Below are 18671 nucleotides of genomic sequence, written 5' to 3'. Positions count from 1 at the left end.
TCGCTCAGAACGCCGCGATCGGCTTCGCCTCGCCCAGCATCGCCTGCCGGACCAGCGGGATCGGCGGCCCGCCATAGCGCAGCAGCCGGTCGTGGAACGCCTTCCACGCGCGCCGCCCGCCCCGCCCCGCGGTCCAGTCCTCGCGCAACCGGCGGATCATCAGCTTGCCCATCGTGTAGTTGAGATAGGCCGGGTCATAGGTGCCGCGCAGCGCCTGTTGCCGCGCATTGCCCTCGTCCTGGTAACATTGGTCGACGAACAGCGTGAACGCCTCGGCCTGGCTCATGCCGCGCGCATGCATCCCGATCGCGGCGAGGAACCGGCAGTCACGCAGCAGCGCGTTCGACAGCTGGCCGATATGGATGTCCGCGCGGCCGCCGCCCAGCCCCGCCTCCCACATCATCTCCTCGGCATAATGCGCCCAGCCCTCGGCATAGCCATAGCCGACGAACACCCGCCCGATCAGCGACGGCACGCGATTGGCGTGGAGAAAATGGACGAAATGCCCGGGCATCGCCTCGTGGATCGAGGTGAAGAGCAGGTCCGCCTTGCCCGGCACGAACGCGTCCCGCACCGCCTGCGTCCAGCGCGGGTCGGGCGGCGAGATGTAATAGACCGACGGCACGCCGCGATCGAACGGACCCGGCGGATCGATATAGGCGAGATTCTGCCGGCTATAGGGCGGGCTCTCCTCGACCAGCGCCAGTTCGTTGCCGGCGAGCGTCAGCAGGTCGCGCCGCAGGATGAACGCGCGCAGCATCGGGATCTGGCGGCGCGCCTCGGCGACCGGTCCGTCGACCGGCTTGTCCGCATTCACCTGCGCCAGACAGTCGCGGACCGTCAGCCCGAACGCGAACCGGGCACAGGCCGCGGCGAGCGCACGTTGGTTGCGCGCCAGGTCGGCCCGCCCCGCCGCCTCGAGCGTCGCGATCGGCATGTCGACCCCCTCGGTCTCGCGCAGCATCTTCGCGAACAGCGCGGGCCCCAGCGCGAACGACCGTGTCGCGGTCGGCCGCTGCGCCTCGACCCAGAGCGCCAGGTCGCGCATCGCCTCCGACGCGGTCATCGCCGCATCGGCGAGTTCGCGCTGCAGCCCCTCGTCCGCGACCCCGGCGAACGCCTTGACCGAATCGTCCATGTAACAGGACGCAAAGCCGCGGAACGCGGTCGCGGCATAGTCGACATGGCTGATCGGCATCGGCGTCGCGAGGTTCTGCTGGATCTGCAGCGTCGCCGCCGGGATCCGGCGCAGCAGCGCGATCAGCGCGCGCATCCGCCGGACCGGATCGGCATAGGCGCGCACGACATAGACATTGGGGTCGAGCCCGCCCGCGACATACCAGGCCGGGTTGCGATGCGGCGCGTCCGCCGCCTCGAGCCAGAACAGCTTGTCGCGCGCCACCATCACCAGATAGTCGCGCTCGAACCGCTGCTCGGGGCTGAGCGCCGCCGTCTCGAACCGCCCCGCCGCCGCGATCGACCGGTGCAGGAACGCCGCCTGCCGACCCAGCCCCGCAGCGCTCCAGTCGGGCAGCCCGCCATCATGCTCATGCCGCCCCTGATAGACCGCAAAGGCCGGGTCGAGCGCGAACCACGTCGCGACGAACCGGTCGCGAAACGCAGTCCAGGCATCGGGCGCGATCGCAGTGACGGGCGCGGCAACGGGCGTGGCGGCGACGCGGTCCCGCGTCTGCGGATCGTCCGGCGTACAGCTGCCCAGCGCCAGCAGCAGCGCCGCCGTCCTCGCCGGGAACCTCGTCCGCATCAATCTCCCCCCTCACGCCGTAGCGTGCCCGCAATGCTGCCAGCGGAATCGCGCGGACGCCAGAGTTGGAACGGCCAATAGCCCGGACCGTTGACGTAAGTACTTTGGCGACAACCCCGGAGATTGACATGCCCTTCATTAAAACCCGCGACGGTACAGACATTTACGTCAAGGACTGGGGCAGCGGACGGCCCGTCATCCTCACGCATGGCTGGCCATTAAATGCCGACAGCTGGGATGCGCAGGCGATGGCGCTCGCGGAGGCGGGGTTCCGCGCGATCGCCTATGACCGCCGCGGCTTCGGACGGTCGGGCCAGCCCTGGTCGGGCTATGACTATGACACGCTGACCGACGATCTCGCCGACGTCATGGCCGCGACCGGCACGACCGAGGACGCGACGCTCGTCGGCTTCTCGATGGGCGGCGGCGAGGTCGCCCGTTACATGAGCCGCCACGACGGCAAGGGCGTGATCGCCGCCGGGCTGATCGCCTCGGTCGTGCCCTATATGCTCAAGACCGACGACAATCCGCACGGTGTCCCCGAAGCGACGCTTGCCGGCATCGGTAACGGGATCAAGGAGGATCGCCCCGCCTTCTTCCGCACCTTCCTGCAGCAGTTCTTGGGCGTCGGGTTCATCACCTCGCCGGTCAGCGACGAGATGGTCGACTGGGTCTGGGGTCTGGCGATGCAGGCGGGGCTGCGCCCGACGCTCGCCTGCGCCGAGTCGTTCGGCCATACCGACTTCCGCGCCGACCTCGCCGCGTTCCGCGTGCCGACGCTGATCGTCCACGGCACCGCCGACAAGACCGTCCCGATCGACGCCACCGGCCGCGCCGCGGCCAAGGGCATCGCGGGTTCGCAGCTGGTCGAATATGACGGCGCCCCGCACGGGCTGACGCTCACCGAGAGCGACCGCTTCACGCAGGACCTGCTGCGCTTCCTCGGCCGGTAACCCCAACCGTCATCCTGACGAAAGTCAGGATCCAGAGCCGCTGGCGGATCCGTCCGTGGCTCTGGATCCTGGATCAGGTCCAGGATGACGGCCCGGTCAGTTCCCCAGCGGCACGATCACTTCGTCCGGGTGCGCGACGTTCAGCTCCTTGCGGACCATCTCGTCGACCATGTCCGGATTGGCATGATCCGGGTTGAGCAGCGCCACCCGGTTCTTGAGCACCTCGCGCTTGCGGTCGAGCACGGCATAGTCGCGCTCCCGCTTCGCCAGCTGCCGCTTGTAGTCGCCGTACGCGAACATCCCGTTCGGCCCGAGCACGGCATAGGCGCCGAAGAACGCCATCAGCGTCAGCCCCAGCGCAGGCCAGGCGGCCTTGCGCATCGTCCGCCGCAACTTGGTGCTCTTCGTCGTGCTCGTGGTGCGCGCCATGCCGTCCTCCGGGTCTTAGCCTATCAGCCGCCGATCAGGATGTCGCGACCCGCATAGCGCGCCGCGTCGCCCAGCTCTTCCTCGATCCGGATCAGCTGGTTGTACTTGGCGAGCCGGTCCGACCGCGCAAGGCTACCCGTCTTGATCTGCCCGCAATTGGTCGCGACGGCGAGGTCGGCGATCGTCGAATCCTCGGTCTCGCCCGAGCGATGCGACATCACCGCGGTATACTTGGCGCGCTGTGCCATCGACACGGCTTCCAGCGTCTCGGTCAGCGTGCCGATCTGGTTGACCTTCACCAGCAGCGAATTGGCATAGCCGCCCTCGATCCCGCGCTTCAGCCGCTTCGGGTTGGTCACGAACAGATCGTCGCCGACCAGCTGGACCTTGTCGCCGATCAGGTCGGTGAGCGTCTTCCAGCCCTCCCAGTCGTCCTCGCCCATGCCGTCCTCGATCGAGAAGATCGGATAGCGGCGCGTCAGGTCGGCCAGATACTCGGCCATCTCGGCGCTCTCGAGGATCTTCCCCTCGCCCGAAATGTCATACTTGCCGTTCTTGTAGAACTCGGTCGCGGCGCAATCGAGCGCGAGCATCACGTCCTCGCCGGGCTTGTAGCCGGCCTTCTCGATGCTCGACATGATGAAGTCGAGCGCCTCGGTCGTGCTGCCGATGTTCGGCGCGAAACCGCCCTCGTCGCCGACGCTGGTAGACAGGCCCTTCGCGCTCAGGCCCTTCTTGAGCGTATGGAAGATCTCCGAGCCGCAGCGCACCGCCTCGAGGATGTTCGACGCGCCGACCGGCACGATCATGAACTCCTGGAAATCGATCGGGTTGTCGGCATGCTCGCCGCCGTTGATGATGTTCATCATCGGTACCGGCAACAGGTGCGCCTGGACGCCGCCGACATAGCGGTACAGCGGCAGGCCGCGTGCTTCGGCGGCCGCCTTGGCCGCGGCCAGGCTGACGCCGAGGATCGCGTTCGCGCCCAGCCGTGCCTTGTTCTCGGTGCCGTCGAGCTCGATCATCGCGCGGTCGAGGTCCGACTGGTCCTCCGCGTCCATGCCCAGCACCGTGTCGGTGATCTCGTCGTTGACCGCGTCGACCGCGCTGTCGACGCCCTTGCCGCCCCAGCGCGTGGCGTCGCCGTCGCGCTTCTCGACCGCCTCGTGCGCACCGGTCGAGGCGCCCGACGGCACCGCGGCGCGGCCGAAGCTGCCATCCTCGAGCAGGACGTCGACCTCGATCGTCGGATTGCCCCGGCTATCGAGGATCTGGCGGGCGTGAATGTCGATGATTGCGGTCACGTAACGATGCTCCTACAAATCCCCAAGCTGGTCGATCGCCCGGGACGTTCGCGCTGCCTCTACCGCCTCGCGTCATATCGGGCAATCGGGCCGACTAGGGGAACCGTGCCTGCGCACCGGTGTTGAGGGCGTAGCATTTCGAAAGGGACGACCATGGCCGATACCGACGCACAGCCGATGACCACAGGCGATGTCGCCGCCGCCGGCACTGCCACCACCGCAGAGCCGCTGAAGGGCGGCGTCACGCGGCTCGACGACGCCGCTGACACTACCGGCACCAAGGCGACTGAGGCCAAGCAGGTGATCAAGGACAATGCCAGCAAATATGGCCAGCAGGCCGCCGACAAGGCGCGCCTGTTCGCCGAGGACGGCAAGGCCCGCGCCGGCACCGCGCTCGAGCAGGTCGCACAGTTGCTGACCGACGCCGCAGCGCAGGTCGATGACAAGCTCGGCGCGCAATATGGCGGCTATGCCCGCAGCGCCGCCGACAGCGTCTCGGGCTTCGCCGAGCAGGTCCGCGCCAAGGACATCGACGCGCTGGTCGACGACGTCACCGCGCTCGTCCGCAAGTCGCCCGCCGTTGCGGTCGGTGCGGCCGCGGCCCTCGGCTTCGTCGTGGCACGGCTGGTCCAGTCGGGCATCGATGCAAACCCGAAGGACTGAGGTCTTGGCGGATCCCATCCCCTTTGCGCTCGATGGTGAGGAAAGCCTGACCGCGGTCGTCGGCCGTCTGGCCGGCGAGACGCGCGCGCTCGCGACCGCGGAAATCGCGGTGTACAAGGCAAAGTTCGGCGAGACGGCGACGGCGTACAAATCGGCGGCGATGTTCTTCGCCATTGCCGGGGTGTTGGCGCTGGCCGCGTTGATCGCACTTCTGGTCGGTGCGATCTTGACGCTGGCGACGCTGGTGGGGCCAGGATGGGCGACGGCCATCGTCGTCCTTGTCGTGCTGGCGATTGCCGGCGCGCTCGCGATGGTCGGCAAGTCGAAGCTCAAGCCCGAAAGCGAGCCCGCCACATGACATCCGCCAAAGTCGCCGCCGCAGAGATCGAAGCGGCCCTCGCCCGCCAGCGCGTCATGATGACGATCGGGCAGTTGCAGGACCGCCTCAATCCGCGTCGGCTGGCGCTCAACGCCAGCCGCGACGTTGCCGATGTCGGCACCGCCGCGCTCAATGCCAGTGTCGAGACGGTACGCCGCAACCCCGGTCCTGCCGCGGGCGCTGCGGCTGTGGCGGGACTGTTTCTCGCCCGTCACCGCATCGTCGGACTGTTTCGCCGCGGGCGCTGATCGCGCCCCAACCATATTGTCCCGGCCGCGTCCCGATGGCGCCGCCGGAAATCAGAAGGACCGTCCCATGACCGACGCCCACACCAAGATCGAAAACGCCGAACATCGTCTGCGCGAGGGTCTCGACACCGTCCGCGACACCGCCGCCAAGGTCTATCACGACGCCGGCGACAAGGCCGCCGAGGCGCTCGACGCCTCGAAGGAAACCGCGCGTCGCACCGTCAACAGCCTCGAATCCAACCCGCTCGGCATTCTCGTCGGCGGTCTGGTCGTCGGTGCGCTCGCCGGTGTTCTGATCCCGCGCTCGGCACGTGAGAAGTCGTTGCTCGCGCCGCTCGGCAAGCGTCTCGGCGAGACCGCGATCGCCGCCACCGCCGCTGCCAAGGCGGCCGGCCAGTCGGAGCTCGGCGAGCTCGGCCTTACCAAGGACAATGCCCGTGGCCAGGCCAAGGGCCTCGTCGAGGGAATCGTCAAGGCGCTGACCACCGCGGGTACCGCAGGTGCGAAGGCCGTTTCGCAAAAGACCCCCGGCTAAAGGACCGGTCCGCAAAGGGTTCAAAGCGCGGGTCGAACACGCTAGGGCGTCTGCAACCCCCATTCCAAGGACAGCAGCGCATGAGCAAGCTTCATCTCGTATTCGGCGGCCGCGTCAGCGACCCGCGCACCCTGGATTTCAACGACCTCAGCAAGATCGAATTCGTCGGTGTGTTCCCCGACTATGCCAGCGCCGAAAAGGCCTGGCGTGCTGCAGCGCAGCGCACGGTCGACGATGCTGAGATGAAGTTCGTCGTCGTGCATCTCCACCGCATGCTCGAACCGAACCTGACGACTAATCCGACGGCGTAACACGGCGCGCGGCGACTAGGCGGCCCGGACCGCGGTCAGCACCCGGTGCCCGACCGCCCACCGCCTCTACGCCCTATGGCTGGCTAAGGACGGCAATCCCTAATCCGTCATCCCGACGAAAGTCGGGACCCAGAGCCAAAGGCGACACGTTCCGTAACTCTGGGTCCTGACGTTCGTCAGGATGACGGAAGAATTTGGGACCGCTAAACCCGCACCCGGCAATCAGGCCGTCCGGTACCGCCACAGCAACAACGGCCGCGCGAGCACCAGCCCCGCCAGAAACCCGCCGATATGCGCGCCGACCGCGATCGAGCCATTGGCCCCGACCGAAGCGCCGAACCCCACGACCCCCATCATCAGCTGAATGCCGATCCACGCCGCGGCCAGCCATAGCACGTGCACGACCCCCGCCGGCACCGGCCCGATCGCGCGCGCGCGTCGCTCGCCATAGAGCAGCGCATAGGCGCCTACGACCGCCGAGATCGCACCGCTGGCGCCGACCATCGGCGCGATCGATCGGGGATCGAGCACCCATTGCCCGGCCGCCGCGAAATACGCACCGACGATATAGAGGACGACGATCTGGGCGGTGCCGATCGCCCGCTCGACGAACTGTCCGCAATAGACCAGCATGACGAGGTTGAGCGCGAGATGCGCCCAGCCGCCATGCAGCAGCGCGGCGGTCAACGGCGTCGCCCAGGCGGGGATCGCGAAGTCGTGACCGCCCGACATGCCGAGTTCGGTCAGCCGGAGCGGGATGAAACCCGCATTCACCACCCAATGGGGCAGCGCGCCGGTCACCAGCAAAAGCCCCGAGATCACGACCGTCACGATCGTGATGATCGCCGTCGCCCGCGTCTCGAAAAATGTCATGATGCCTAGATGAACTCGATCTTGGAGACGACGTAATAGCGCTCGCCGGCGGGCACCGTGACCTCGACCTCTTCGTCGAGCTTGCGCCCGATCAGCCCGCGACCCAGCGGCGAGTTGTACGAGATCCGGCCGGTCTTGGCGTTCGCCTCGGTCTGGCCGACGATCTGGTACTTCACCGGCTTGTCATTCTCGTCGAGCAGCGTGACGGTCGCGCCGAACACGACCTTGTCGCCCGAAAGCTCCTTGGGGTCGATGATCTGCGCGCGGCTCAGCTTGTCCTCGATGTCCGAGATCGATGCCTCGACCTGACCCTGACGCTCCTTGGCGGCGTGATATTCGGCGTTCTCCGACAGGTCGCCATGCGCCCGCGCTTCCTCGATCGCATCGACGATCGTCGGGCGTTCGGCCTTGAGGCGCTTCAGATCCGCGGACAGCGTCTCATAGCCCTCTTGCAGCATTGGCATCTTTTCGACGGTCGCCATATCTCGTCCCCAATTCATTACCCAACGCAAGCCGTTACGCGGCCCGCTCACACATCACGCTCTCATGTCGGGATCAGTTGTGCGACTGCGAATAATAGGATTGCAAGGGCCGTACTTCAAGGCTGTGCGTCGAAAGCTTCGCGATCGCCTTGGCCGCCTCGAGCGAGGCGGGGGCGGTCGTGAAGTAGGGAATCCGCTGGCCGAGCGCGGACGCGCGGATCGGCTGCGAGTCCTTCAGGCTCTGCCACCCCTCGGTCGTGTTGAAGATCAGCGCGATGTCGCCGTCCTTGATCCGGTCGACGATATGCGGCCGGCCCTGCGCGACCTTGTTGACCGTCTCCACCGGCAGCCCGGCGCGGGCGAGATGCTCCGCGGTGCCCCCGGTCGCGACGATCGAGAAGCCGGTGTCGACCAGCGCCTTGACCGCCTCGACGATCATCGCCTTGTCGCTGTCCTTCACGCTGACGAAGACGCTGCCCTTGGTCGGCAGGATCGTCCCCGCGCCGAGCTGTGCTTTCGCAAACGCGATCGTGAAATCGGGATCGATTCCCATGACTTCGCCGGTCGACTTCATTTCGGGTGACAGGACCGGATCGACGCCGGGGAACTTGTTGAAGGGGAACACCGCCTCCTTCACCGCATAATAATCGATATGCCGGTCGATCTTGGGCAGGTCCTTCAGCTGCTCGCCCGCCATCACGCGCGCGGCGATCTTGGCGATCGGCGCGCCGATCGCCTTGGCGACGAACGGCACGGTCCGCGACGCGCGCGGATTGACCTCGATGAGGTAGACCAGCCCGTCCTTCACCGCGAACTGGATGTTCATGAGGCCCACGACCGACAGGGCATGCGCGAGCGCGACCGTCTGCCGCTCGATCTCGGCGACGATCTCCGCCGACAGCGAATAAGGCGGGATCGAGCAGGCGCTGTCGCCCGAATGAACGCCCGCCTCCTCGATATGCTGCAGCACGCCTGCGACGACGACATCGGTCCCGTCGCAGATCGCGTCGACATCGACCTCGATCGCATCGCGCAGATACTGGTCAATCAGCACCGGCGAGTCGCCCGACACCTGCACCGCGGTCGCGATATAGTGCTCGAGCTGCCCCAGCGTGTCGACGATCTCCATCGCCCGCCCGCCGAGCACATAGCTCGGCCGCATCAGCACCGGATAGCCGATCCGCTCGGCCGCCGCGACCGCCTCGTCGCGGCTGCGCGCAAGCCCGTTGGCAGGCTGGAGCAGACCCAGCTTGGTGATCAGCGCCGCGAACCGCTCACGGTCCTCGGCCAGATCGATCGCGTCGGGCGTCGTCCCCAGGATCGGGATCCCGGCGGCTTCCAGCGCGCGCGCAAGGTTCAGCGGTGTCTGCCCGCCGAACTGCACGATCACGCCGACCAGCTCGCCCTTCGACGCCTCGACATGCAGGATCTCGAGCACGTCCTCGGCGGTCAGCGGCTCGAAATACAGCCGGTCGCTGGTGTCGTAATCGGTCGACACGGTCTCCGGGTTGCAGTTGACCATGATCGTCTCATAGCCCGCATCGGCGAGCGCGAAGCACGCATGGCAGCAGCAATAATCGAACTCGATTCCCTGCCCGATCCGGTTCGGCCCGCCGCCGAGGATGACGATCTTCTTCCGGTCGGTCGGGGCGGACTCGTTCTCGGGCTCGCCAAAGCTCGGCGCCTCGTAGGTCGAATACATATACGGCGTCTTGGCGTCGAATTCGGCCGCGCAGGTGTCGATCCGCTTGAACACCGGCCGCACACCGAGCTTCAGGCGATGCTGGCGCACCTCCTCCTCGGTCACGCCGCCGGTCATCGCCTTGACGACCTCGTGGATCAGCCCCGACCCGCGCGCGATCCCGCGGTTCATGCCGCGCAGATTGGCGGATTGCAGCGCGAGCCAGGCGAGCCTTTTGTCGCTGAACCCCATGCTCTTCAGACGCCGCATCCCCGTCGCGTCGATCGGCAGCCCGTCCTTCATCACCTCGGCCTCGGCCGCGATGATCTCGGCGATCCGCTCGAGGAACCACGGATCGTACTTCGCGATCGCGTGCACCTCGGCGACGGTGAAGCCCTCGCGCAACGCCTGTGCGGCGACCAGCAGCCGGTCGGGGGTCGCGACGGCCAGTGCCGCCTCGATCTCCGCGCGCGGCGCGCCAACCAGATGATCGACCTGGTTGAACCCACTCAGCCCCGTCTCGAGCCCGCGCAACGCCTTCTGCATCGATTCATGGATGTTGCGACCGATCGCCATCACCTCGCCGACCGACTTCATCGCGGTGCCGAGCGTGCTCGACGCGCCCTTGAACTTCTCGAATGCGAAGCGCGGGATCTTGGTGACGACATAGTCGATCGTCGGCTCGAAGCTCGCGGGCGTCGCGCCGGTGATGTCGTTCTCGATCTCGTCGAGCGTGTAGCCGACCGCGAGCTTGGCCGCGACCTTGGCGATCGGGAAGCCCGTCGCCTTCGACGCCAGCGCCGACGAGCGCGACACGCGCGGGTTCATCTCGATGACGACGAGCCGGCCGTCCTTCGGATTTACTGCGAACTGGACGTTCGAACCGCCTGTTTCGACACCGATTTCCCGCAGCACCGCGATCGATGCGTTGCGCATGATCTGGTATTCCTTGTCGGTCAGCGTCAACGCCGGCGCGACCGTGATCGAGTCGCCGGTATGGACGCCCATCGGATCGACATTCTCGATCGAGCAGATGATGATCGCGTTGTCCTTGCGGTCGCGCACCACCTCCATCTCGTACTCTTTCCAGCCGAGCAGCGATTCCTCGATCAGCACCTCGGTGGTCGGCGACAGGTCGAGCCCGTTGCGGACGATCGCGATGAACTCCTCACGATTATACGCGATGCCGCCGCCCGAGCCGCCCATCGTGAAGCTCGGCCGGATAATCGACGGAAGCCCCGTCTTTTCAAGCCCTTCCAGCGCTTCCTCGACAGTATGTGCGATCGCCGAGCGCGCGCTTTCCAGCCCGATCCGGTCCATCGCGTCGCGGAACTTCAGCCGGTCCTCCGCCATGTCGATCGCATCGGCATCCGCGCCGATCATCGTCACGCCGAATTTCTCGAGCGTGCCGTCATGGAACAACGCGAGCGCGGTGTTGAGCGCGGTCTGCCCGCCCATCGTCGGCAGGATCGCGTCAGGCCGTTCCTTCTCGATGATCTTGGCGACGATCGCGGGCGTGATCGGCTCGACATAGGTCGCGTCGGCCAGCTCGGGATCGGTCATGATCGTCGCGGGGTTCGAATTGACGAGGACGATCCGGTAACCCTCCTCCTTCAACGCCTTGATCGCCTGCGTGCCCGAATAATCGAACTCGCACGCCTGGCCGATGACGATGGGTCCTGCGCCGATGACGAGGATCGAGGTGATGTCGGTGCGTTTTGGCATTTACTTCGATTCCGTTGGCGGCTCGGAAATATACCCGAGCATGATGCGGCGGTCTGCATTCCTAGAAAGGTAACATCTGCCCGCTTTGGTGAGCTTGCCGACCGGGCCGGCTTTCACCAATGCGCGCGTTGTATGATAGCTTTCGAGTGAGATCTGACACGTCTGGGCGATTTGTTCATCGCTCTGTCCCTTCTGCGCGCAAGCCGACTGGCTGACGACCAGGCTCGCAAGGAACAGCAGCAGCTTCATAGCATTCCCACAAACCGCTCGAACAGATACAGACTGTCCTGCGGCCCTGGGCTCGCTTCCGGATGATACTGCACCGAGAAGGCCGGCTTGTCGGTCAGCTCGAGCCCCGCATTCGACCCGTCGAACAGCGACACGTGAGTCTCGCGAACGTTGGCCGGCAGGCTGTCGCGCTCGACCGAGAAGCCGTGGTTCATGCTGGTGATCTCGACCGCGCCGTCAGACAGGCGCTTGACCGGATGGTTGGCGCCGCGGTGGCCCTGGAACATCTTGGTCGTGGTCGCGCCGACCGCGAGGCCGAGCAGCTGATGGCCCAGACAGATGCCGAACAGCGGCTTGCCCGTCTCGAGCAGCTGGCGGATCACCGGCACGGCATATTCGCCGGTCGCGGCGGGATCGCCGGGGCCGTTCGACAGAAAGATGCCGTCGGGGGCGAGCGCCATCACCTCGTCATAGGTCGCGGTGGCGGGCACGACGGACACCTTAGCCCCCGCCGCGACGAGGTTGCGGAAGATGTTGCGCTTCGACCCGTAATCGATCGCGACGACATGCGGGCGGGCCGCGCTCGCGACGGGGGCATCGCCTTCGCCCGGCGCGAACGGTTGGGGCGACGCATCCCCTTCCCCGTTCGTGCTGAGCGCAGTCGAAGCACCGCTCTCCCCATAGCCAAACCCCAGCCGCCACGTGCCGCCCGGCGCCTGATCCCCCCAGCCATAATGCATCTCGGTCGACACGCCCTTGGCGAGGTCCATGCCCTCGAGGCCCGGCCAGCCCCGCGCCATCGCCAGCAGCGCGGCGACGTCGAATTCGCCGCTCGCCGAATGCGCGATCACGCCGTTGGGCGCGCCGCCGACGCGGATCCGCCGCGTCAGCGCGCGCGTGTCGATCCCCGACAGGCCGATCCGCGCATGCCGCTTCATCCAGCCGTCGAGGCCCTCGACCGCGCGAAAACTCGACGGCCCGGTCACATCCTCGCGGACGATGATGCCCAGCGCGTGTGGGTCGTCCGCCTCGATATCGTCGGGGTTCGCGCCGACATTGCCGATATGCGGAAAGGTGAAGCAGATCATCTGCCCGGCAAAGGACGGATCGGTCAGCACCTCCTGGTATCCGGTCATCGCGGTGTGGAAGCACACCTCGCCGACCGCCTCGCCCTCGGCGCCGAACCCGCGCCCCCAGATCACGTCGCCATTGGCAAGCACGAGCACGCCGGTCGCGCCGGCGGGCTTTGCCGAAGACATGGGTGTAGGCTGGGCGTCGGCCATCAGGCTGGGCACTCTCTTTACGTTGACGATGTCGCTAAGTGGTGTCCGCTAAGGCCGGCTTGCCGCAGCGTCAATCTGTTAAACCTTGGCTCGACGCGCTATCGCGTCCGGCTATCCCGAACCGCCTGAAAGACCCGTATATGATTCGCGACGACATCAAGGCCGCGCAGCTCACCGCGATGAAGGCCGGCGACAAGGAGAGCCGCAACGCCATCTCGTTGATCCAGGCCGCAATCAAGAACCGCGACATCGAGGCGCGGACCGGCAAGGCGCCCGAAAGCGACGACGCGCTGGTGATCGAAGTGCTCCAGAAGATGGTGAAGCAGCGCCGCGAGTCGATCGAAATGTTTTCGAACGGCGGCCGCCAAGAACTCGCCGACGCCGAGGCCGCGGAGGTCGCGGTGATCGAACGATTCCTGCCCGCGCAGATGAACGAGGCGGAGACGACGGCCGCGATCCTCAAGATCAAGGACGAACTCGGCGCGACCGGCATGAAGGACATGGGCCGCGTCATGGCCGAACTGAAGGCGCGCCACGCGAGCGAGCTGGACATGAGCAAGGCGAGTGGCCTGGTGAAGGCGGCGCTGTCTTAAGAAGATTTTGTTCGCGCGGAGGCGCGGAGGCGCGGAGGGGGTTGCGCTCGGGGCTTCTGCTGCGCGTCAGCGCAAGTATTGCTCTTATCTGCCGCTGCGCGGCGATAGTGGTGCGCACCCGCTCCCGGCGGACGCACCCCCTCCGCGCCTCCGCGCCTCCGCGCGAACAAGCCCTGCTTCTTCTCCTCTTCGGATTGCAGGTATCACCCCAACAGTGATACCGAGCTATACTCGCGCGCATGGCCCTGACCCCGCAATTTCTGGACGAGCTACGCGGCCGCACGTCGCTGTCGGCGCTGATCGGCAAGACCACCAAGCTCACCAAGGCCGGGCGCGAGCACAAGGGCTGCTGCCCGTTCCATAACGAGAAGACGCCCAGCTTCTACGTCAACGACGACAAGGGCTTCTACCACTGCTTCGGCTGCTCCGCGCATGGCGACGCGATCAAGTGGATGACCGACCAGCGCGGCCTGCCGTTCATGGACGCGGTCAAGGAGCTCGCCCAGGCCGCCGGGCTCGACATGCCCGCGATGGACCGCCAGTCCGCCGCCAAGGCCGAACGCGCCAAGGGCCTGCACGAGGTCATGTCCGACGCCGCCGACTGGTTCGTCGAGCAATTGAACGGCCTGGCGGGCAACGACGCGCGCGCCCTCCTCGACCGCCGCGGCATCACGCCCGAGACCGCCCGCGCCTTCGGCATGGGGTTCGCGCCCGACAGCCGCGGCAAGCTGAAAGCCGCGCTCAAGACCTACGGCGATCCGATGCTCGTCGAATCGGGCATGCTGATCAGCGTCGACGGCAAGGACCCGTATGACCGGTTCCGCGGTCGGCTGATGATCCCGATCCGCGACCCCCGCGGCCGGACGATCGCGTTCGGCGGGCGCGTGCTCGACGGCGGCGAGCCCAAATATCTCAACTCCCCCGACACCCCGCTCTTCGACAAGGGCCGCACGCTCTACAATCTCGACCGCGCCGCCCCCGCGTCGCGCAAGTCCGGCCGCGTCCTCGTCGTCGAGGGCTATATGGACGTCATCGCGCTCGCCCAGGCCGGCTTTGGCGAAGCGGTCGCCCCGCTCGGCACCGCGCTCACCGAGGCACAGCTCGAACGGCTGTGGCGGATGGTCGACGTCCCCCTCCTCTGCTTCGACGGCGACTCTGCCGGCCAGAAGGCAGCCCTGCGCGCCGCACACCGCGCGCTCCCCCTGCTCGCCCCCGGCCGCAGCCTCGCCTTCGTCACGCTCCCGCAAGGCCAGGACCCCGACGATCTCGTCCGCGCGGGCGGCCCCGGCGCGTTCGAGGCGCTGCTGAAGGCCCCCGAACCGCTCGTCGACCGTCTCTGGGCGTCCGAAGTCGCCGCCGAGGCGCTCGACACCCCCGAACAGCGCGCCGGCCTCAAGCGCCGCCTCCACGAGCTTGCCGAGGGCATCGGCGATCCGTCGGTGAAGCAGGAATATCAGTCCGAGTTCAAGGACCGCTTCTACAAGCATTTCAAACCCGTCCGCGCGCCCTTCGTCCCCCGCGGCGAACGCCCCAAGGGCGGGTGGAAACCGCCTTCCGCGCCGGTCACCGAGGATGCAAAGGCCTTCCTCGCCACCGGAATCGACCGCGTGCTCGCAAAAGCCGTGCTCGCCGGGCTGATCCGCCATCCGGTCGAGATCGCCCGTCACATGGAGGTGCTGGGCCCGCTGCAACTCATCGACGGCGCACTCGGCCGGCTGTTCGAGGCGGTCGTGGATGTTGCACTTGAGGACCAGAAGCTTGATAGCGGCCGCTTGCTCACCATATTGGCGAGGTCCGGTTTCAATTCAGTCGCGAGTGACCTGTTGCGAGCCGATACGATGCCCTACTCGTTCACGCAGACCACGGCCGATCCCGCCCGCGTCCGCGCCGACCTAGACGAGGCGATCGCGATCATGGTCGCGCGTCCCGAGGTCGATGCGGCGCTCAAACAGGCGACCGCGGCGATGCAGACGCACTTCACCGAAGATGCGTTCGAACGACAAGTGGCAATGGTAAGAGAGAAACAGGCGTTGGAAGTCCGACTTGCAAATCTTGTACAGTCGAACGAAGACGCCCGAGCGTTGGGTACCGAGGGCGATTGATGGCTAAGGCGAACATGGCGGAACCCGCCGAGACGAACGACACCGGCGATGCGCCACTGATCGACATGAACGATGCGTCGATCAAGAAGGTCATCGCGCGCGCCAAGAAGCGTGGCTACATCACCTATGATCAGCTCAACGAGGCCTTGCCGCAGGGCGAGATGTCGTCCGACCAGATCGAGGACATCAGCGCCGCGCTGAGCGAGATGGGCATCAACATCGTCGACAACGACGAAGCCGGCGAGGAGGGCGAGGCCGAGCCCGCCAAGGACGACGACGACGAGCCCGAGGCCGCCGACGCCGAAGCCGACACAGGCCCCGCGATCGAGAAGAAGAAGGAGACCGTCGATCGTACCGACGATCCGGTCCGCATGTATCTTCGCGAGATGGGCGCGGTCGAGCTGCTCAGCCGCGAGGGCGAGATCGCGATCGCCAAGCGGATCGAGGCGGGTCGCGACACGATGATCCTGGGTCTGTGCGAATCGCCGATCACCTTCAACGCGATCATCGACTGGTCGACCGCGCTCAACGAGGGCACGATGCAGCTGCGCGAGATCATGGATCTCGACGCGATGCTCTCCAAGGACCCCGCGCCCGAGGCGATGGCCGAGGACGGCGAGGCCGACGACGGCGAGATCAGCGAGAAGAACGCCGGCCCCTCGTTCAAGGAAGAGGCCGAGCCCGAAGAGCCCTCCGCCGACGAGGACGAGGATGGCGAGCGCCGCGCGCCGCGCGCGTCCGACGACGAGGAGGAGGACAACACCCTCAGCCTCGCGCAGATGGAAGAGCAGCTCAAGCCGATCGCGCTCGAGCGCTTCGCCAACATCACCGCGCTCTACAAGAAGTTCAGCAAGATCCAGCAGAGCCGCGTCGACGCGATGGGCATCGGCGGCGATTTCTCCGCGGCCGACGAGCGCAAGTACCAGAAGCTGCGCGAGGAGCTGACGGCCGAGGTCGAGAGCGTCCAGTTCCACAACGCCAAGATCGAATATCTCGTCGATCAGCTCTATGCCTATAACCGCCGCCTGACCGCGCTGGGCGGTCAGATGCTGCGCCTCGCCGAGCGCCACAAGGTGCCGCGCAAGGACTTCCTCGACCGCTATATCGGTCACGAGATCGACGAGAACTGGCTGGCGACGGTCAACAAGGTCGACAAGAAGTGGACCGCGTTCGTCGCCAACGAGAGCGAGGCGGTCGAACGTATCCGCGCCGAGATCGCCGACATCACGCAGCAGACCGGCATGGCGCTCACCGAGTTCCGCCGGATCGTCAACATGGTCCAGAAGGGCGAGCGCGAGGCGCGTATCGCCAAGAAGGAAATGGTCGAGGCGAACCTGCGTCTCGTGATCTCGATCGCCAAGAAATACACGAACCGCGGTCTTCAGTTCCTGGATCTCATCCAGGAGGGCAATATCGGCCTGATGAAGGCGGTCGACAAGTTCGAGTATCGCCGCGGCTACAAGTTCAGCACCTATGCGACCTGGTGGATCCGCCAGGCGATCACCCGCTCGATCGCCGACCAGGCCCGCACGATCCGCATCCCGGTCCACATGATCGAGACGATCAACAAGCTGGTCCGCACCAGCCGCCAGTTCCTCCACGAGCAGGGCCGCGAGCCCACGCCCGAGGAAATGGCCGAGCGCCTCTCCATGCCGCTTGAGAAGGTCCGCAAGGTGATGAAGATCGCCAAGGAGCCGATCAGCCTCGAAACGCCGATCGGCGACGAGGAGGATAGCCACCTCGGCGACTTCATCGAGGACAAGAACGCGATCATCCCCGTCGATGCCGCGATCCAGGCCAACCTCAAGGAAACCGTTACGCGCGTGCTGGCGAGCCTCACCCCGCGTGAGGAACGCGTGCTGCGCATGCGCTTCGGCATCGGCATGAACACCGATCACACGCTCGAGGAAGTCGGCCAGCAGTTCAGCGTGACCCGCGAGCGCATCCGCCAGATCGAGGCGAAGGCGCTGCGCAAGCTCAAGCATCCGAGCCGCAGCCGGAAAATGCGGAGCTTCCTCGACCAGTAAGGGTTGCGGAATTTCTGATCGAACGAACGGGCCGCGGTGGAAACACCGCGGCCATTTTTTTGGCGACCGTTTCTAACTGGTTAGCGTAATGGCCAGACCTTGCGATCAAGCAAAAAGCTATCGTCGACCATGTATGAATTGAAAAATTCATCATGCCCAAAGAGGACATCAATACCCTCACGGTAGCTCGCTTCTCGTACTAGCCCTGAGAAAATGCAGGACATCCACCGAACAACTGCGAGCGTGTAAAATCGACCATACCGTTGCGCCCATTTCGTTTGCCCGGTCCGCTCTGATGCAGTTTCAACGTCAGACATCGCGCGGCCACTCTCGTCGGTGAACCTGACAAGCGTCACCCCGCCAATCAACTCACTGATGATTTTTGCTCTATCTTTTACGCCTACTTCAGCGCGTTTGCCGCGGTAATGCTTGTCCAATATCAGCTCAACAACATCGTTCCACCATTTAGTCACAGGCTCGCTGTGCGGTTCAAAGTGGGGATTACCGATAGCTTGAAAGTTCGCATACCGCCCCCTTGAGGCGTCCGCAAAAGCATCAAGGCATTCGATCACGGCGGCGCAAATCGGGTCGTTAGGACTAATGGACGGAAGCGATATGGCCCGGCGCACCGATATTTCGCTTACATTTTTTATCAAATTATCGATTTTATGCCCGAACTTTCTAACAACGTTCGGCGGTGGTAGCTTTCCACGACTTGTCATCGCGAAGTCCGCAATCAGTATAAGCTTAGCGAGCCTCTCGATACCGACGGATAAGGCGAAAAATGCCGTGTAATATTCGCCGAACCCACTCCCATAGCTCGCGCGACCTAAGGCAGTAGCACCCGAGCCAATCAGATGACTTACCAACGATGATTCTCGGTTCAGCGCTTGCCACTCCGGCATATCCAACGGATCAGGCCTGACTTTCATTCGCGATCCTGACCCTTGTATAGATTATGCGTGTTCAGTGTCTTCGATCGATCATTGACGAAGGTTAGAAAGTTTACCTGCCTTAAGCGAAACGACAAATAGAAATACGGACGAGGCTTGCTTCATATATTAATCGCGATCCCTCAATCCTCCCCCGC

At 65.5% G+C, this 18671-nt stretch carries 18 protein-coding genes; 9 read left to right on the top strand and 9 right to left on the bottom strand.

What is annotated here, in order from left to right; genetic code table 11:
• Window positions 1–4: 4 nt before the first annotated feature.
• Entirely contained in the window at window positions 5–1765 is a 1761-nt protein-coding gene (locus ASE89_RS18315) for a DUF885 domain-containing protein (protein ID WP_056680493.1), read from the bottom strand.
• 128 nt (window positions 1766–1893) lie between these two features.
• Between ASE89_RS18315 and ASE89_RS18310 the strand changes: the two genes are divergently transcribed.
• Window positions 1894–2718: an alpha/beta fold hydrolase gene (locus tag ASE89_RS18310; RefSeq protein ID WP_056680485.1), complete on the top strand. Its 825-nt coding sequence runs from the start codon at window positions 1894–1896 to the stop codon at window positions 2716–2718.
• A 96-nt stretch (window positions 2719–2814) separates the two neighbouring features.
• On the opposite strand, the gene ASE89_RS18305 is transcribed toward ASE89_RS18310, so the two are convergent.
• Both ASE89_RS18305 and eno read right to left on the bottom strand, forming a co-directional pair.
• Window positions 2815–3147 carry an FtsB family cell division protein gene (locus ASE89_RS18305; RefSeq protein ID WP_042466854.1) on the bottom strand — a complete coding sequence of 111 codons (333 nt, stop codon included), beginning with the start codon at window positions 3145–3147 and terminating at the stop codon, window positions 2815–2817.
• A 23-nt stretch (window positions 3148–3170) separates the two neighbouring features.
• The gene (gene eno / locus ASE89_RS18300; protein WP_031393148.1) at window positions 3171–4451 is read right to left on the bottom strand and encodes a phosphopyruvate hydratase; all 1281 of its coding nucleotides are present in this window, start codon (window positions 4449–4451) and stop codon (window positions 3171–3173) included.
• Between the two features lie 153 nt (window positions 4452–4604).
• On the opposite strand from eno, the gene ASE89_RS18295 reads away from it, so the two are divergent.
• The 5 genes from ASE89_RS18295 (at window position 4605) to ASE89_RS18275 (ending at window position 6587) form a co-directional block, all read left to right on the top strand.
• Window positions 4605–5114: a hypothetical protein gene (locus ASE89_RS18295; RefSeq protein WP_037532160.1), complete on the top strand. Its 510-nt coding sequence runs from the start codon at window positions 4605–4607 to the stop codon at window positions 5112–5114.
• Window positions 5115–5118: 4 nt separating this feature from the next.
• On the top strand, window positions 5119–5472 hold the full coding sequence (locus ASE89_RS18290) for a phage holin family protein (RefSeq protein WP_234387280.1): 354 nt from the start codon (window positions 5119–5121) through the stop codon (window positions 5470–5472).
• Window positions 5469–5741 (top strand): hypothetical protein, encoded by a 273-nt coding sequence (locus ASE89_RS18285; RefSeq protein WP_052149343.1) that lies wholly within the window; start codon window positions 5469–5471, stop codon window positions 5739–5741. Before ASE89_RS18290 ends, ASE89_RS18285 begins: the two co-directional genes overlap by 4 nt.
• 67 nt (window positions 5742–5808) lie before the next feature.
• A complete protein-coding gene (locus ASE89_RS18280) occupies window positions 5809–6276 on the top strand; it encodes a hypothetical protein (protein WP_042466851.1) in 468 nt (155 codons plus the stop codon).
• An 80-nt stretch (window positions 6277–6356) separates the two neighbouring features.
• Window positions 6357–6587: a DUF4170 domain-containing protein gene (locus ASE89_RS18275; RefSeq protein ID WP_031440187.1), complete on the top strand. Its 231-nt coding sequence runs from the start codon at window positions 6357–6359 to the stop codon at window positions 6585–6587.
• Window positions 6588–6809: 222 nt separating this feature from the next.
• Here the strand turns inward: ASE89_RS18275 and ASE89_RS18270 are convergent, their stop codons facing one another.
• From ASE89_RS18270 to carA, 5 genes are all read right to left on the bottom strand, one after another.
• Window positions 6810–7460: a rhomboid family intramembrane serine protease gene (locus tag ASE89_RS18270; protein WP_056680482.1), complete on the bottom strand. Its 651-nt coding sequence runs from the start codon at window positions 7458–7460 to the stop codon at window positions 6810–6812.
• A gap of 5 nt (window positions 7461–7465) precedes the next feature.
• Window positions 7466–7942: a transcription elongation factor GreA gene (greA, locus tag ASE89_RS18265; RefSeq protein ID WP_031394601.1), complete on the bottom strand. Its 477-nt coding sequence runs from the start codon at window positions 7940–7942 to the stop codon at window positions 7466–7468.
• Window positions 7943–8015: 73 nt separating this feature from the next.
• A complete protein-coding gene (gene carB / locus ASE89_RS18260; protein WP_056680481.1) occupies window positions 8016–11348 on the bottom strand; it encodes a carbamoyl-phosphate synthase large subunit in 3333 nt (1110 codons plus the stop codon).
• Window positions 11349–11597: a hypothetical protein gene (locus ASE89_RS18255; protein WP_031440184.1), complete on the bottom strand. Its 249-nt coding sequence runs from the start codon at window positions 11595–11597 to the stop codon at window positions 11349–11351.
• Window positions 11594–12859 carry a glutamine-hydrolyzing carbamoyl-phosphate synthase small subunit gene (gene carA, locus ASE89_RS18250; protein ID WP_031440183.1) on the bottom strand — a complete coding sequence of 422 codons (1266 nt, stop codon included), beginning with the start codon at window positions 12857–12859 and terminating at the stop codon, window positions 11594–11596. The genes ASE89_RS18255 and carA overlap by 4 nt, the downstream gene beginning before the upstream one ends.
• A gap of 140 nt (window positions 12860–12999) precedes the next feature.
• Between carA and ASE89_RS18245 the strand changes: the two genes are divergently transcribed.
• The 3 genes from ASE89_RS18245 to rpoD all read left to right on the top strand — a co-directional run bounded on the left by ASE89_RS18245 (window position 13000) and on the right by rpoD (window position 17581).
• Window positions 13000–13452: a GatB/YqeY domain-containing protein gene (locus ASE89_RS18245; protein ID WP_031440182.1), complete on the top strand. Its 453-nt coding sequence runs from the start codon at window positions 13000–13002 to the stop codon at window positions 13450–13452.
• A 239-nt stretch (window positions 13453–13691) separates the two neighbouring features.
• Window positions 13692–15554, top strand: coding sequence for a DNA primase (gene dnaG, locus ASE89_RS18240; protein WP_056680478.1), 1863 nt, complete (start codon window positions 13692–13694; stop codon window positions 15552–15554).
• Window positions 15554–17581, top strand: a complete 2028-nt coding sequence (rpoD, locus tag ASE89_RS18235; RefSeq protein WP_031440180.1) for an RNA polymerase sigma factor RpoD — start codon at window positions 15554–15556, stop codon at window positions 17579–17581. The genes dnaG and rpoD overlap by 1 nt, the downstream gene beginning before the upstream one ends.
• An 80-nt stretch (window positions 17582–17661) precedes the next feature.
• On the opposite strand, the gene ASE89_RS20055 is transcribed toward rpoD, so the two are convergent.
• The gene (locus tag ASE89_RS20055; RefSeq protein ID WP_082451685.1) at window positions 17662–18513 is read right to left on the bottom strand and encodes a hypothetical protein; all 852 of its coding nucleotides are present in this window, start codon (window positions 18511–18513) and stop codon (window positions 17662–17664) included.
• Between the last annotated feature and the right edge of the window lie 158 nt (window positions 18514–18671).

This window comes from Sphingomonas sp. Leaf30 (genome assembly GCF_001422525.1).
Lineage (GTDB): Bacteria > Pseudomonadota > Alphaproteobacteria > Sphingomonadales > Sphingomonadaceae > Sphingomonas > Sphingomonas aerolata.
Note: the sequence above shows the minus strand (reverse complement) of the source record. Positions and strands in the feature narration are given on the sequence as shown.